Origin of the sequence: Streptomyces sp. NPDC001027, from assembly GCF_040299045.1 — a bacterium.
In the GTDB taxonomy this organism is placed as follows: Bacteria; Actinomycetota; Actinomycetes; order Streptomycetales; family Streptomycetaceae; genus Streptomyces.
In genome coordinates, this window is the sequence record NZ_JBEPBI010000187.1 from 1 (window position 1) to 15,436 (window position 15,436).

The window sequence follows — 15,436 nt, forward strand, 5'->3', positions numbered from 1 at the left end:
CGACGACGTCGGCGCCGAAGCCGCCGGTGAGCTCGCGGATCGCCTCGACGGCGTCGGTCCGGGAGGAGTCGACGGTGTCGGTGGCGCCGAACCGCTCGGCCCACTTCAGCTTCCGCTCGTCGACGTCGACGGCGATGATGCGGCCGGCGCCGGCCACCTTGGCGCCCGCGATCGCGGCCATGCCCACCCCGCCGCAGCCGATCACCGCGAGGGAGTCGCCGCGTCCCACGCCACCGGTGTTGACCGCGGCGCCGAACCCGGCCATCACGCCGCAGCCGAGGAGGCCGGCGGCGGCGGGCGCGGCCATCGGGTCCACCTTGGTGCACTGCCCGGCGGCGACGAGCGTCTTCTCGGCGAAGGCGCCGATGCCGAGGGCCGGGGAGAGCGGGGCGCCGTCGGCCAGGGTCATCGGCTGTGCGGCGTTGTGCGTGGCGAAGCAGTACCAGGGTCTGCCTCTGCGACAGGCCCGGCAGGCGCCGCAGACGGCGCGCCAGTTGAGGATGACGAAGTCGCCTGGGGCGACGTCGGCGACCCCCTCGCCGACCGACTCCACCACGCCCGCGGCCTCGTGGCCGAGCAGGAAGGGAAACGCGTCGCTGATCCCGCCCTCCCGGTAGTGCAGGTCGGTGTGGCAGACGCCGCAGGCCTGCACCCGCACCAGCGCCTCACCGGGGCCGGGGTCCGGCACCAGGACGGTCTCCACCGAGACCGGGGCGCCCTTCGTGCGGGCGACGACGGCGCGTACCTCGTGTGTCACGGTCGATCTCCTCGTCGAGGGACGGCCGAATCCACGCTTCGGCCGGATGTGCTGGGTGGCGGGAGGGCGCCGATCGCTACCCGGAGCTGTCGGCGAGGGAGGGGAGTCAGGGGCGTGAAGGGCGTGAGCGGCGTGAAGGGAACGAGCGCCTTCGTCGGCGCCGGGACGGAGACCGTGGCCGAGCAACCGCCGCGTGTTCCATATGGTGCAACCATCTTCGCCATGAGCAACGATGAGCAAACTGTCCCGTCGGGGACACCCACTGTCAAGAGGCCGACCGCACCGACTTGCCCGCCCCCTTCGACTCCGACCTCTTCCCCGGACGGGAGCGGGCGTGCGACCATGCGGGCGATCGGTTCCGGCCAGGGCCGCCCCGCACCCCGAACACCTCGGATCTTCGGATGCGACTGCGTATAGTTGCACTATGAGCAACCACGCGGCAGAGAGCGCAACAGCCGGGACCGCGGTGAACGGCGTGCAGTCCGTCGACCGCGCCGTCAGCGTCCTGGAGATCCTCGCCCGGCGCGGCGAGGCCGGTGTCAGCGAGGTCGCCGCCGAGATCGACGTCCACAAGTCCACCGCCTTCCGGCTCCTCGGGGCGCTGGAGGCACGCGGACTGGTCGAGCAGACCGCCGAGCGGGGCAAGTACCGGCTCGGCTTCGGCATCGTCCGGCTCGCCGGCGCCGTCACGGGCAGACTCGACATCACCCAGCAGGGCCGGCAGATCTGCGAACGGCTCAGCGAGGAGATCGGCGAGACCGTCAACATCGCGGTGCTGCAGGAGCACTACGCCGTCAACCTCCACCAGGTGCGCGGGCCCGGCGCGGTCGGCACCCACAACTGGGTCGGTCAGCTCACGCCCGTGCACGCCACGTCCAGCGGCAAGATCCTGCTGGCCCATCTGTCGGACGGGCGTCGCGCCGAGGTGCTGGAGGCGTCCGGGCTGCGCAAGCTGACGCCCCACACCCTGACCGCCCGCACCAAGCTGGAGAAGGACCTCGCCGAGGCACGCGAGCGCGGGTACGCGGTGACGCTGGAGGAGCTGGAGATCGGACTGCACGCGATGGCTGCCCCGATCCGCTCCCGCGAGGGCGAGGTCATCGCCGCGCTCAGCGCCTCCGGACCGTCCTACCGCTTCACCGAGGAACGCATGAGCGAGCTCGCGCCCGTGCTGACACGGGGCGCCGAGGAGATCAGCCGCAGAATGGGCTGGCTGGGCTGACCTCCCCGACGGGCCGTCAGCCCAGCGGCTCCCGCGTCGCCGCCGTCGTCTCCGCGCCCCAACGTGCCGTCACCCGTACCGCGTCCAGCGTCGAGGCGACGTCGTGCACCCGCAGGCACCAGACGCCCTGCGCGGCGGCGAGCACGGACACGGCGGCGGTCGCGGCGTCACGCTCCCGCGCCGGGCGCGGCTCGCCCGTGCTGCGGTCGGCCAGCAGGCGCCCCAGGAACGCCTTGCGGGACGCGCCCAGCAGGACGGGACGGCCCAGCGCCCGGACCTCCCCGAGACGGCCCAGCAGCTCCCAGTTGTGCGCGGGCTCCTTGGCGAAGCCCAGCCCGGGATCGACGATCAGCGATCCGGGCGGGACGCCCGCCTCCAGGGCGGCGTCGATCCGCAGCCGCACCTCTCCGAGCACCTCCTCGACCACGTCGCCGTAGACGGCGTTCGCCTGCATCCCGGCGGAGTGGCCGCGCCAGTGCATCAGCACGTACGGTGCCCCCGCCCGCGCCATCAGGGGCAGCATCCCGGGATCGGCGAGACCCCCCGACACGTCGTTGACCAGCCGTGCTCCCGCATCCAGGGCGCGGGCGGCGACCTCGGCCCGCATGGTGTCGACGCTGACGACCGCGCCCTCCGCCGCGAGGTCCCGGACGACGGGCAGCACCCGTCGCAGCTCGTCCTCGACCGGCGGGCGCAGCGCGCCGGGACGGGTCGACTCACCGCCCACGTCCACGATGTCCGCGCCCTGCTCCAGCAGGGCCAGTCCGTGCGCCACGGCGTCGTGCCCGGCGAACGACAGCCCGCCGTCGGAGAACGAGTCCGGCGTGACGTTCACGACGCCCATGACCAGCGTGCGGCCGGGCCGGGGAAGTCCGTGCGGATGAAGGTCCGGCGTTCCCGGACGCGGTGGTCTGCTGAGGGCGGGGGCCGTGACGATCACTGGGGTCCGACTTTCGACGCGCTGACAGGACCGCGCGGGCAGGACGCGGTCCGTCGCCTCCCTGCCGCACACAGCCCTGTGGGAGCCCCTCACCGGAGCTCCCACAGGGGTGACAGGGACCAGCCCCCGCCGGGGTGACTCAGACGTGCTCCGTCGCCGCGTCGAGCAGCCAGTCCGCCAGATAGCCGGCGAACGACGAACGGACCAGGACCCAGAAACCGGCGCTGGGCTCCTCGCGCGCCACCAGGACGACCTGGGTGCGGCCCAGGGTGGTCTGGGCGCAGCGGCCGGAGCCGAAGGCCCTCGGATGCAGGTCCAGCGAGCAGCCGTGGGCCAGCAGGTCACGGGCGCCCGCGCCGGCGACGAGGAGCGTGGTGCGCTGCGCGGAGACGTCGGTGACCGAGACCGGCTCCTCCCTCGCGGCCTCCCGGATCCGGCTCTCCAGTTCGCGCGCGCCGCCCGGCGGCGCGACGAGCAGCCATTCGTCGGGCCCGAGCCAGAGCACTGTCAGCTCCCCCGCGCGGACGACGGTGTCGGGCTCCAGGGGCAGGGGCACGCCCAGTGCGAGACCGACGGCGTCGGCCGCCGCCCCCTTGGCGTCGAGACGCACGTCGAGCTGAGTGAGGAAGGGGAGTTCGGCCAACCGGATCGTGCCCCCGGACGCGCGGGTGGCGGCGGCCAGCCGGTCGACGGCCCGGGCCAGCGGGCTGCGGGGCGGGGAGGTCAGGGCGGTGTCAGCCATCGCGGCGGGCTCCCTCGGGGTCGAAGAGGACGGGACTTGCCACGGTCACCGGCACCAGCCGGTCCCCCACCGGGGCGTACAGCCGCTCGCCGACGCGGTCCCGGCCGCCCTTGACCAGGGCGAGCGCGAAGGTGCGGCCGAGGGCGGCGCTGCGGTAGCTGGAGGTGACATGGCCGAGCATCGGCACGGGCGGCGCCGGCAGCACGCCGTCGGCGACCAGGTGCGTGCCCTCGGGGAGGAAGTCGGCCGGATCCTCGGGGAGCAGGCCGACGAGGTGCTTGCGGTCCGGGCGCATCGTGTCCGCGCGGGCGAACGAGCGCTTGCCGATGAAGTCGGGCTTCTTCTTGGAGACCGCCCAGCTCATGCCGAGGTCCTGCGGGGTGACCGTGCCGTCGGTGTCCTGCCCGATGATCGGGTAGCCCTTCTCGGCGCGCAGGACGTGCATGGTCTCGGTGCCGTACGGGGTGATGCCGTACGGGGCGCCGGCCTCGTACAGCGCCTCCCAGAGCGTGAGCGCCTCCCACGGCGACACGTTGATCTCGTAGGCGAGTTCGCCCGAGAAGCTGATCCGGCAGACCCGGGCCTCGATGCCCGCGACGGTCGTCTCGCGCCAGGCCATGAAGGGGAAGTCCTCGTTGGCGACGGCGAGCCCGGGTGCGAGGGAGCCGATCACCTCGCGGGACTTCGGGCCGACCAGGGCGACCGTGGCCCACTGTTCGGTCACGGAGGTGCAGTGGACCCTGAGTTCGGGCCACTCGGTCTGGAGCCACTCCTCCATCCAGTCCAGGACGGTGGCGGCGTTGCCGGTCGTCGTGGTGACCAGGTAGCGGTCCCGGTCGACCCGGATGACCGTGCCGTCGTCGAAGACCATGCCGTCGGGGCGGCACATGACGCCGTAGCGGATCATGCCGACCTTCAGGGTGCTCATCATGTTGGTGTAGAGCAGGTCGAGGAAGACGCCGGCGTCCGGGCCCTGGACGTCGATCTTGCCGAGGGTGGAGGCGTCCATGAAGCCCACGCTCTCCCGGGCGGCGGCGCATTCGCGCAGCACGGCGGTCTCCATGTCCTCGCCGTCCTGGGGGTAGTACCAGGGGCGCTTCCACTGGCCGACGTTCTCGAACAGCGCGCCGTGCCCGACGTGCCACTCGTGGAGGGCGGTCGTGCGGACCGGGTCGCTCAGCACGCCCCGGTCGCGGCCCGCGAGCGCGGCGAAGGAGACCGGCGTGTACGGCGGGCGGAACGTGGTCGTGCCGAGCGCCGACACGTCCACGCCGAGCAGTTCGGCGACGACCCCGCTGGCCAGCACGCCGGAGGTCTTGCCCTGGTCGTTGGCGGTGCCGGCCGTGGTGTACCGCTTGGTGTGCTCCACCGAGCGCAGGCCGGCGCCGGTCGCGCGGGCCAGGTCGGCCACCGTGACGTCACGCTGGAGGTCGACGAACCGGGGAGCGTCCGACTCGCCCGGGACGACGTACACGTGCATCGCCGGCGTCGGCCGTGGCTGCGCCGCGACGGCGGGGAGGCGCGGCGCCTCCGGCGTGTACCCCTCGGCCTCGATGGCGCGGGCGCCGGCGGCGGCGCCCTGGGCGAGGACGCCGGCGGTGTCGAGGAGACCGCTCGCGCTGCCCACGACCTCGACGGCCTGACGGCCGGTGTCGGGCACGAAGGAGCCCAGCGTCTCGTCGTGGCGAAGCTTGCCGCCGGACTGGCTGAACAGGTGCGCGGCCGGGTTCCAGCCGCCGGAGACCAGCAGCAGGTCGGCGGCGAACTCCCGTTGCCCGGCGGACTCGCCGTACGGGGCGACGGTCACGGCGGTGAGGCGGGAGACGCCCTCCGTGCCGGTGACGGCTTGCCCGGCCAGGACCTCGATGCCGGCGGCCGTGGCGCGTTCGGCCCACTCCCCCGGTTCGGGGCGGGTGTCGACGATCGCGGTGACCGTCAGACCCGCCGACGCGAGGTCGAGGGCGGCGGCGTAGGCGCTGTCGTTGGTGGTGAAGACGACCGCGTGGCGGCCGGGCAGGGCGCCGTGGCGGTTGACGTGGGTGCGGGCCGAGGACGCCAGCATCACGCCGGGGCGGTCGTTGTCGGCGAAGGCCAGGGAGCGTTCGTGGGCGCCGGTGGCGAGGACGACGCGGCGGGCGCGGATGCGCCAGACGCGTTCCCGGGAGACGTGTGCCGGGGCCGCGCCGCCGAGGTGGTTGGTGCGGCGCTCGACGGCGAGGAGGTGGTTGTCGTCGTAGTAGCCGAAGACGGTCGTACGGCGCAGCACGCGGACCTCGGGAGCGGCGTCGAGCAGTCCGGCGGTCTCGCCGACCCAGTCGAGGTGCTCGGCGGCGCCGAGGAGGCTGCCGCCGAGTTCCGGCTGGTCGTCGGCGAGGATGACACGGGCTCCGCTGTTCGCGGCCGCGGCGGCTGCCGCGAGGCCGGCCGGTCCCGCGCCGACGACCAGCAGGTCGCAGTGTGCGTGCACGGCGTCGTAGCGGGCCGGGTCGGGTTCGGTGGCGAGGCGGCCCTGTCCGGGGAGGCTGGTGGCGACCAGGCCGTCGTACAGCTCGACGGTGGTCGCGGGGAGCATCGGCTCGGGGAAGGGCTCCTCGATCTGGATGACCGCGTTGGGCTCTTCGACGCCGGCGGAGAAGATGCCCCGGGGGCGGCCGAGCTTGATGCTGGTGCCCGCCTGGACGACGCCGTTGGCGAGGAGGGCGGAGGCGAGGGTGTCGCCCCGGTGGCCCTGGTACTCGACGCCGTCGAAGGTGAAGGTCAGGAGGGTGTCGCGGTCGACGCGGCCTCGGGTGGGGTGACGGAAGGGCTGGGTTGTCTCGCCCCCGCCGCCCCTACCCGTCCCATCCCTGGGGGCTGCGCCCCCAGACCCCCCTTCGGCCTCAACGGCCTCGTCCTCAAACGCCGGACGGGCTGAGAGATGCTGACCGGCGTCGAGAGGCGCAGCCGAGATCGCCGGCCTCGGCTCAGGAGTCTCCGGGCGTTCCTCGCCCGAGCGGTACACCGACAGGATCTCGTTCGTCGAGGTGTCGCGGACCGCGTTGAACCAGCGGCGACAGCCCGCCGCGTGACTCCAGCGCTCGGCGAAGGGGCCCTTGGTGTTGTCGCGGAAGAAGAGGTAGCGGGCCCACTCCTCGTCGGTGAGGGCCGAGGGGGTCTCGGGATAGGCCACGTGGGCCTGGCCGCCGTAGCGGAACTCGGCCTCGTCGCGGGGCCCGCACCACGGGCAGGTGATGAGCAGCATGGTTGGGCTCCCTAGTGGGCCACCGCGGCCGCGCCGTGCTCGTCGACGAGCGCGCCGGTGGTGAAACGGTCGAGCGAGAAGGGGGCGTTGAGGGCGTGCGGGGTGTCGTGGGCGATGGTGTGGGCGTAGACCCAGCCGACGCCCGGGGTGGCCTTGAAACCGCCCGTTCCCCAGCCGCAGTTGAGATAGAGGTTGTCGACGGGGCTGAGCCCGACGATCGGCGAGGCGTCGGGGCTGACGTCGACGATGCCGCCCCAGGTGCGCAGCACGTGGGCGCGGGCGAAGACCGGGAAGAGCTCCAGGGCCGCGGCCATCTGCTCCTCGATGATGTGGAACGCGCCGCGCTGGGTGTACGAGTTGTACGCGTCGATGCCCGCGCCCATCACCAGCTCGCCCTTGTGCGCCTGGCTGACGTACACGTGGACCGCGTTGGACATCACGACCGTGGGGTGCACCGGCTCGAGGAGTTCGGAGACCAGGGCCTGCAACGGGTGGGACTGCACGGGGAGCTGGATGCCGGCCATGGCGGCGAGCACCGAGGTGTGGCCCGCCGAGCAGAGCGCGACCTTGCCGGCCGCGATGCGGCCCCGTGTCGTGCGAACGCCGACGACCCTGTTGTCGACCACGTCGAGGCCGGTGACCTCGCAGTTCTGGATGATGTCGATGCCGGCGGCGTCGGCGGAGCGGGCCAGGCCCCAGGCCACGTGGTCGTGCTTGGCGATGCCCGCGCGCGGCTGGTAGGTCGCGCCGAGGACCGGATAGCGGACGTCCTGGGAGATGTTGACGATCGGGCAGACGTCCTTGACGCCGTCGGCGTCGAGCCATTCGGCGTCCACGCCGTTGAGGCGGTTGGCCTCCACGCGGCGCACGCTGTCGCGGACGTCCTGGAGGCTGTGCGCGAGGTTCAGCACACCGCGCTGGGAGAAGAGGATCGGGTAGTCGAGCTCCTCCGCCAGGCCCTCCCACAGCTTGAGGGCGTGCTCGTAGATGCCGGCGCTCTCGTCCCACAGGTAGTTGGAGCGGATGATCGTGGTGTTGCGGGCCATGTTGCCGCCGCCGAGCCAGCCCTTCTCCAGCACCGCGACATCGGTGATGCCGTGGTTCTTCGCCAGATAGTGGGCCGTGGCCAGACCGTGGCCGCCGCCGCCGACGATCACTACGTCGTACGACTTCTTCGGCTCGGGGTCACGCCACAGCCAGTCGGGGTGCTCGGGGAGGTCTGCGCCGGGGGTGCGGGGGCTCATCGGACGTCTCCGTCGTGCGAGGGGTACGGGTGCTGCGGGTACGCAGGGACGTGCGCGTTCATACGGCGGTGGCGTTCCTCTCGGCGGCCTCGACGACGTTGGCCAGCAACATCGCGCGGGTCATGGGGCCCACTCCGCCGGGCATCGGCGCGATCCAGCCGGCGACCTGGGCGGCGTCCGGGTGGATGTCGCCGACCAGACCCTGGTCGGTGCGGGTGATGCCGACGTCCAGGACGGCCGCGCCGGTGCGCAGCATGTCCTTGGTGATCAGTCCGGGTGAACCGGCCGCCGCGATGACGATGTCGGCCTCGCGGGTGTGCCAGGCCAGACCCTTGGTGCCGGTGTGGCACAGGGTCACGGTGGCGTTCTCGGAGCGGCGGGTGAGCAGCAGGCCGATGGGGCGGCCGACCGTGATGCCCCGGCCGACCACGCAGACCCGGGCGCCTGCGAGGGGTACCCCGTGGCGGCGCAGGAGTTCGACGATGCCGCGCGGGGTGCAGGGCAGCGGGGCGTCGACGCCGAGGGTGAGCCGGCCGAGGTTGACGGGGTGCAGACCGTCGGCGTCCTTGGCCGGGTCCATGCGTTCCAGTACGGCGTTGGCGTCGAGGTGGCGGGGCAGCGGGAGCTGGACGATGTAGCCGGTGCAGGCCGGGTCGGCGTTCAGCTCGTCGATGACGTCCTCGACCTGCTGCTGGGTGGCGTCGGCGGGCAGGTCGCGGCGGATGGACGCGATGCCGACCTGGGCGCAGTCGCGGTGCTTGCCGGCGACATAGGCGTGGCTGCCGGGGTCCTCGCCGACCAGGACGGTGCCGAGGCCCGGCGGGCGGCCGCCGGTGGCGGTCAACTTGGCCACGCGCTCCGTGAGTTCGCGGCGGATGTCGGCGGCGGTGGCCTTGCCGTCGAGCAGCTGTGCGTTCACCGGCGGTGTTCCTTCCCTCTTCGGTCGTGGCTGGGGATCAGCCACGAAGGCGGGACATGGTGGGGTCGAACAGGGGCTCCTCGGTGACGACCGCCTCGACGCGCTCGTCGAAGTAGCCGATGTGCAGCTCCGTCCCGGGCGCTGTGAGTTCGATCGGGAGCCAGGCGTAGGCGATGCCCTTGCCGATGGTGTAGCCGTATGCGGCGCTGGTGACGTAGCCGACCGGCCGGTCCCCGTCGAAGACGGGTTCCTTGCCCAGGACGACCGACCGGGGGTCGTCGATGACGAGGCAGGACAGCTTGCGCCGGACGTTCTCCTTGCGGCGAAGGAGTGCGGCCTTGCCGACGAAGTCGTCCTTGTCGAGCTTGACCGCGAAGCCGACGCCTGCCTCGTAGGGGTCGTGTTCGTAGGTCATGTCCGTGCCGAAGGAGCGGTAGCCCTTCTCCAGGCGGAGGCTGTTGAAGGCGCCGCGGCCGGCGATGACTCCGCCGAGGGGCTTGGCCGCCTCCCACAGGGTGTCCCAGAGCTTCTGGCCCTGGTCGGCGGTGGTGTAGATCTCCCAGCCGAGTTCGCCGACGTAGGACAGCCGCATGGCGGTGACGGGCACCGAGCCGATGTAGGCCCGCTTGGCGCGGAAGTACTTCAGGCCGTCGTTGGAGAAGTCGGCGTCGGTGAGCGGCTGGAGGACCTTGCGGGCGAGCGGGCCCCACAGGCCGATGCAGCAGGTGCCGGGGGTGATGTCGCGGACCTGGACCGTGCCGTCGGCCGGGAGGTGGCGGGTGATCCAGTCCAGGTCGAGGTTGCCGTTGGCGCCGATCTGGAAGGTGTCGCGGGCGAGCCGGGCGACGGTGACGTCACTGCGGATGCCGCCGTCGTGGTCGAGGAAGAGGGTGTAGGTCACCGAGCCGACGGACTTGGCGACCTTGCCGGTGCACAGCCGCTCCAGGAGGTCGGCGGCGCCGGGGCCGCTCACCTCCAGGCGCTTGAGGGCTGTCATGTCGTACATCGCGACGGTCTCACGGGTGGCCTGGGCCTCGGCGCCGACGATGGGCGACCAGAAGCGGGCGGCCCAGTCGCCCGGGGCGGGGATGCTGCGGCCCTCGACGCGGTCGGCGTTGGCCTCGTACCACTGCGGGCGCTCCCAGCCGTTCGCCTCGAGGAAGAAGGCGCCGTGCTCCTGCTGGCGGGCGTGGAAGGGGCTGGTGCGGATCGGGCGCGGGTCCCCGGACGGCTGGAGAGGGTGAGGGATGTCGTAGACCTCGACGAAGTTCTGGCAGTCACGGGCCAGGACGTACTCCGGGGACAGCTGGTGCGGCTCGAAGCGGTTGACGTCGCACTCGTGCAGGTCGAACGAGGAGCAGTGGCCGTCGACCAGCCATTCGGCCATGGCGCGTCCCACGCCTGCCGAGTGGGTGACCCAGACGGCCTCGGCGACCCAGAAGCCCTTGACGTCCGGCGACTCGCCGAGGAGCGGGAAGTTGTCGGTGGTGAAGGAGAACAGGCCGTTGATGCCCTCCTCGATCTTCGCCTCCTTGGTGGAGGGAAGCAGCGCCTGGGTCTCGGTCCAGGCGTCCGCGAAGTCGTCCTCGGTGAACTTCAGGACCGACGGCATGCCGGCGGCCTCGTCCACGGAGAGGATCTCGTCGGCGGTGATAGGCATCGGGCGGTGGCCGTAGTAGCCGATGCCGATGCCGTCGAAGCGGTCACGGTAGTAGAGGTCGGCGTCCTGGTGGCGCAGGATCGGCCGGATCGCCTCCTCGGTCTGGCCGGCGAGGGCGGGGATCGGGCCGGTCCAGGCGAGCTGGTGGGCCAGCGGCGTCAGCGGGAGGTTCATGCCGACCATGCGGGCGATCTTCGGACCCCAGATGCCGGCGCAGCACACGACGATGTCGGCCGGGATCTCGCCCTGGTCGGTGAGGACGCCGGTGACCTCGCCGTCGGCCTTCAGGACGTCGAGGACCTCGTGGCGGGCCAGGAAGGTCACGCCGCGCTCGGTGGCCCGGCGGATCTGCGCCTCCACGGCGAGGACCGCCTTGGCGAGGCCGTCGGTGGGGACCAGGAGGCCGCCGAGGACCTTGTCGGGGTTGACCAGCGGGTGCTGCTCGAGGCATTCGTCCGCGGTGAGCAGGCGGGCCTCGATGCCCCAGGCGGTGATCCAGCCGTGCCGGCGGCGCAGTTCGGTCAGGCGCTCGGGGGTGGTGGCCACCTCTAGTCCGCCGACCTGGAGGAAGCAGGGCTGTCCGTCGACGTCGAGGGAGCAGAACTTCTCGACGGTGTACCGGGCCAGCTCGGCCATCGTCTTGGAGGAGTTCGTCTGGAAGACCAGGCCGGGGGCGTGTGAGCTGGAGCCTCCGGTGGCGGGCAGCGGGCCCTGGTCGACCACGGTCACCTCGGTCCAGCCTCGCGCGGAGATCTCGTCCGCGAGTGCCGCGCCCACGACCCCCGCTCCGATGATGACCACTCGGGGTCCCGCCATCGCCGCACCTCCGGTCTGTTGATCAGCCGAGCCGATCGAGTTGCTGTTTACGCAACGCGGTTCAGGTTGCGCAACTCAATGTGCCTTCCGCGCAGGTGGGTGTCAAGGGTCCCGGGACCTCGGAAAACACGGGGAGAAACAGGCCAGGACACGGCGATGCCCGGTGGGCGGCGCACATCCCGCGCGCGCCGCCCACCGGGCATGATCCGACCGGATTCCCGCGTCCGGTCTCCGCCGTCACTTGATCCAGGCGTCTGCCTTGGCGCGGTTGGCGTCGACCCACTTCTTGGCCGCGGCTTCGGGGGTCATCTTGTCGACGGCGATGTACTTGGCGACGGTGTTCTGGTCGTCGTTGGTCCAGGTGAACTTCTTGACCAGGTCGTAGGCGGGGCTGCCGGAGTCGGCGAACTTCTTGCTGACGATCTTGTCGAGCCTGTACACCGGGTAGTCGCAGGCGATCTTCTCCGCGTCGGCGTCGCATCCCGTCTTGTAGGCGGGCAGGTTCACCTTGACCAGCGGGACCTCGGACATGAACCACTGCGGCTCGTAGAAGTAGCCGATCACCCATTCCTTGTTCTTCTCGGCTTTGCGGTAGGCCTGGATGAGCGCGGTCTCGCTGCCCGCGTACACGACCTTGAAGTCGAGTTTGAGGTTCTTCACCAGCGCCTCGTCGTTGGTGACGTAGGAGGGGTCGCCGTCCAGGAGCTGGCCCTTGCCGCCCGACTCCGACGTCTTGAAGTGCGCGGCGTACTTGTCGAGGTTCTTGTAGTCGACGATGTCGGGGTGGGCCTTGGCCAGCCACGGCGGCACGTACCAGCCGATCAGGCCTTCGTTGCCGGTCGCGCCGGCGTCCACGGCCGTCTTCTGGCCGGCGACGTACTTCTTCTTCAGGTCGTCGTGGCCCCAGTTCTCCACGACCGCGTCGACCTCGCCGGTCCCGAAGCCCTGCCAGGCGATCTCCTCTTTGAGGTCTTTCTTGACGACCTTGCAGCCCAGGTCGCTCTGCGCGACGTAGGCGATGACCGCCGCGTTGGCCTCGTAGCCCACCCACGGGTTCACCGCGAGATTGAACGTGCCGCACTTGCCCGACCCGCCCGCGCCTCCCGTCCCGCCGGTCCCGCCGGCCTGCGAGGAGTCGTCCCCGACCTTCGCGCCGCCGCAGGCGGTCACAGCGAGGGCGAGGACCGCCAGGCCCGCCGCGCCGGCTCTCCAGTGTGTCGTCTGCCTTGCCATGGTCACTTGCTCCTTCATGCGGTGGTGCGCCGCGCCGCGGCCTGGGTGATGCGGTCGAACATGACTCCGAGAAGGACGATGGCCAGCCCCGCGGCGAGCCCCTTCCCGAACAGCTGGCCCTGCGAGAAGCCGGCCACCACGTCGTAGCCGAGGGCCCCGGCGCCGACCAGGCCGCCCACCACGACCATCGACAGCACGTAGATCAGGCCCTGGTTGGTGGCCAGCGTCAGGGCCCCGCGCGCCATCGGCAGCTGCACCTTGGCGATGATCTGCCAGGTGCTGCACCCGGCCGAGGCGGCCGCCTCCACCGTCGCCGCGGGCACGGTGCGCACCCCGTCCGCGATGATCTTCATCGCGACCGGGGCCGCGTAGACGACCGCCGCGACGATCGCCGTGAAACGCGTCGCGCCGAACAGCGCCAGGAACGGCACCAGATACACGAACGGCGGCATGACCTGCGCCGCGTCCAGACTCGGCCGCACGATGCGGTCCACCAGCCGGTTGCGGCCCATCCACACCCCGAACACCACGCCCAGCCCCATCACCAGCACGGTCGCCACCACGGTCGACGCCAGCGTCGTCATGGCGTCCGACCACATCCCCGTCGCCACCAGCAGCCCCACGCACACCGCGGTGGTGACACCCGCCCGCACACCGCCCAGAACGACTGCGAGCGCGACCAGCACCGCCCCCACCAGCCACCACGGGGAGTCGGTCAGCAGCGTCTGGAACGGGTTGAGCAGCGCGTCGGTGACGACGTCGCGGACCGTGTTGGTCAGGCCGGACAGACGGTCCTGCACCCACGTCGTCGCAGCGTCCGCCGCGCTCGCGATCCAGCGCCCCAGACCGCCCTCGCCGGGGAACTCGGCCGCCCACAGATAGGTGTGGGACAGGTAGACCAGGACCGCCGCCAGGACCGCGCCCGCCCCCAGCAGCGGACGCCGCCACACCAGGAGGCGGTCGCCGGAGCGCCGGGCGTCCTCCTCCCGGGCGCCGGCCGCGGTGGTGACCCGGTCCAGGACGATCGCCAGGACCACGATCGACAGGCCCGCGTTGAAGGCCGTGCCCACGTCGAGCGACTGCAGCGCCTGCACCACCGTCTTGCCCAGCCCCGGCGCGTCGATCAGAGCGGCGATGGTCACCATGGCCAGAGCCGCCATGATGGTCTGGTTGACGCCCATCACCACCGTCCGCTTCGACATCGGCAACAACACCTTCACCAGCGCCTGCCGCCGCGTCGCCCCCAGCGAGTCGGCCGCCTCCACCGTCGTCTGCGGCACCGTGCGGATCGCGTGCGCGGTGATCCGGATCGCCGGCGGCGCCGCGTAGACCACCGTCGCGATCGTCGCGGACGCCCCGCCGATCAGGAAGAACAAGGTGAGCGGGGCGAGATAGACGAACGTCGGCATCGTCTGCATGAAGTCCAGCAACGGCGTCGCGATCCGGCTGACCCGGTCGGACAGCCCCACCCACACCCCCAGCGGAATCCCGAACAACAGCGCCACCACAACCGCGGAGACGGTCAGCGCCAGCGTGTCCATGCTCTCCTGCCACAGCCCCTGCAAGCCCAGGAAGACGAACCCCGACACCGCCAGCGACGCCGCCCGCCAGTTGCCGAAAGCCCACGAGACATACCCCGCGACGCCGACCACGCCCAGCCAGCCGACCTGCGGCAGCGGCCGCCCCGCGGACGGCTGCGAGATCAGCTCCTGCACGAACGCCGCCAGACCGTCGACGACCAGACGGATCTCGTTGAAGAAATACAGGAACAACGGATTGGAGTTGCGGTTCGCTCCGATCGAGTCGTTGACCTCGTTGAACCACCGATGCAGACCCGTCAGGTCCGCAGCCGCCAAAGTCAGCGTCTGCCGACCCCGCAACACCGCGAACAACACCAGCCACACGACCAGGATCACGGCGATCACCGCAATGCGGCTGATCCGGCGGGGCTGGGCTGCCGGGGCGGGCCCCTGGGCGGGCCGGGTCTCCTCCGGGTTGCCCGGCGGCTCGGTCTTCTCCACGGCGACGGTCATCGGGCGCCGCCTTCCCGCCCGGCGACCACCGCGAGGATCTCCTCGTCGCCGACCATGCCCAGCAGCCTGCCGTCCTCGACCACCTTCACCGGCCTGTCCGCGGCGAGCACCGCCCGGGTGGCCTCCTTCACCACCACGTCCGGACCCAGCTCAGGACCGTCCAGGGCGTCGCCGTCGGCCGGCGGACGCATGATCCACCGCAGCGTCAGCACGTCCGCACGCGGCACGTCCTTGACGAACTCACGCACATAGTCGTCGGCGGGGGCGCCGACGAGTTCGTCGCCCGTGCCGCACTGCACCGTCTTGCCGTCGCGCATGATCAGGATCCGGTCGCCCAGCTTCAGCGCCTCCGACAGGTCATGGGTGATGAACACCATCGTCTTGCCGACCTCGCGATGCAGCCGGATGACCTCGTTCTGCATGTCACGCCGGATCAACGGATCCAGCGCCGAGAACGGCTCGTCGAAGAACAGCACGTCCGGATCGCCCGCCAACGCCCGCGCCAGCCCGACGCGCTGCTGCATCCCGCCGGAGAGCTGATCGGGATAGGACCGCTCATAACCGGCCAGCCCCACCAGCTCGACGACCTCCTGAGCCCGCCTGGTCCGCTCGGCCCGCCCCATCCCGCG

Annotated in this window: 11 protein-coding genes; 1 reads left to right on the forward strand and 10 read right to left on the reverse strand. The window is 71.7% G+C overall.

From position 1 onward, the window contains the following. On the reverse strand, nucleotides 1–757 hold a 757-nt coding region (locus tag ABT300_RS32795; RefSeq protein ID WP_351683485.1), incomplete at its 3' end, for an alcohol dehydrogenase catalytic domain-containing protein. 424 nt (nucleotides 758–1,181) lie between these two features. Here ABT300_RS32795 and ABT300_RS32800 point away from each other — a divergent pair. Further along, a complete protein-coding gene (locus ABT300_RS32800) occupies nucleotides 1,182–1,979 on the forward strand; it encodes an IclR family transcriptional regulator (RefSeq protein WP_351683487.1) in 798 nt (265 codons plus the stop codon). Between the two features lie 16 nt (nucleotides 1,980–1,995). Here ABT300_RS32800 and folP read toward each other — a convergent pair whose 3' ends face one another. From folP to ABT300_RS32845, 9 genes are all read right to left on the reverse strand, one after another. Next, entirely contained in the window at nucleotides 1,996–2,823 is an 828-nt protein-coding gene (gene folP / locus ABT300_RS32805) for a dihydropteroate synthase (protein ID WP_351683490.1), read from the reverse strand. 235 nt (nucleotides 2,824–3,058) lie between these two features. Next, on the reverse strand, nucleotides 3,059–3,661 hold the full coding sequence (locus tag ABT300_RS32810) for a sarcosine oxidase subunit gamma (RefSeq protein ID WP_351683493.1): 603 nt from the start codon (nucleotides 3,659–3,661) through the stop codon (nucleotides 3,059–3,061). Then, nucleotides 3,654–6,902 carry a sarcosine oxidase subunit delta family protein gene (locus ABT300_RS32815; RefSeq protein WP_351683496.1) on the reverse strand — a complete coding sequence of 1,083 codons (3,249 nt, stop codon included), beginning with the start codon at nucleotides 6,900–6,902 and terminating at the stop codon, nucleotides 3,654–3,656. The genes ABT300_RS32810 and ABT300_RS32815 overlap by 8 nt, the downstream gene beginning before the upstream one ends. 11 nt (nucleotides 6,903–6,913) lie before the next feature. Further along, entirely contained in the window at nucleotides 6,914–8,146 is a 1,233-nt protein-coding gene (locus ABT300_RS32820) for a sarcosine oxidase subunit beta family protein (protein ID WP_351683498.1), read from the reverse strand. A gap of 58 nt (nucleotides 8,147–8,204) precedes the next feature. Continuing rightward, on the reverse strand, nucleotides 8,205–9,065 hold the full coding sequence (locus ABT300_RS32825) for a bifunctional methylenetetrahydrofolate dehydrogenase/methenyltetrahydrofolate cyclohydrolase (RefSeq protein WP_351683499.1): 861 nt from the start codon (nucleotides 9,063–9,065) through the stop codon (nucleotides 8,205–8,207). A gap of 37 nt (nucleotides 9,066–9,102) precedes the next feature. Beyond that, nucleotides 9,103–11,541 (reverse strand): GcvT family protein, encoded by a 2,439-nt coding sequence (locus tag ABT300_RS32830; protein WP_351683501.1) that lies wholly within the window; start codon nucleotides 11,539–11,541, stop codon nucleotides 9,103–9,105. A 237-nt stretch (nucleotides 11,542–11,778) separates the two neighbouring features. After that, nucleotides 11,779–12,774 (reverse strand): ABC transporter substrate-binding protein, encoded by a 996-nt coding sequence (locus ABT300_RS32835; RefSeq protein ID WP_351683503.1) that lies wholly within the window; start codon nucleotides 12,772–12,774, stop codon nucleotides 11,779–11,781. Nucleotides 12,775–12,788: 14 nt separating this feature from the next. Further along, entirely contained in the window at nucleotides 12,789–14,807 is a 2,019-nt protein-coding gene (locus ABT300_RS32840; protein ID WP_351683505.1) for an ABC transporter permease subunit, read from the reverse strand. After that, nucleotides 14,804–15,436, reverse strand: a 633-nt coding sequence (locus ABT300_RS32845; RefSeq protein ID WP_351683507.1) for an ATP-binding cassette domain-containing protein, incomplete at its 5' end; no start/stop codon positions are given. The genes ABT300_RS32840 and ABT300_RS32845, both read right to left, overlap by 4 nt.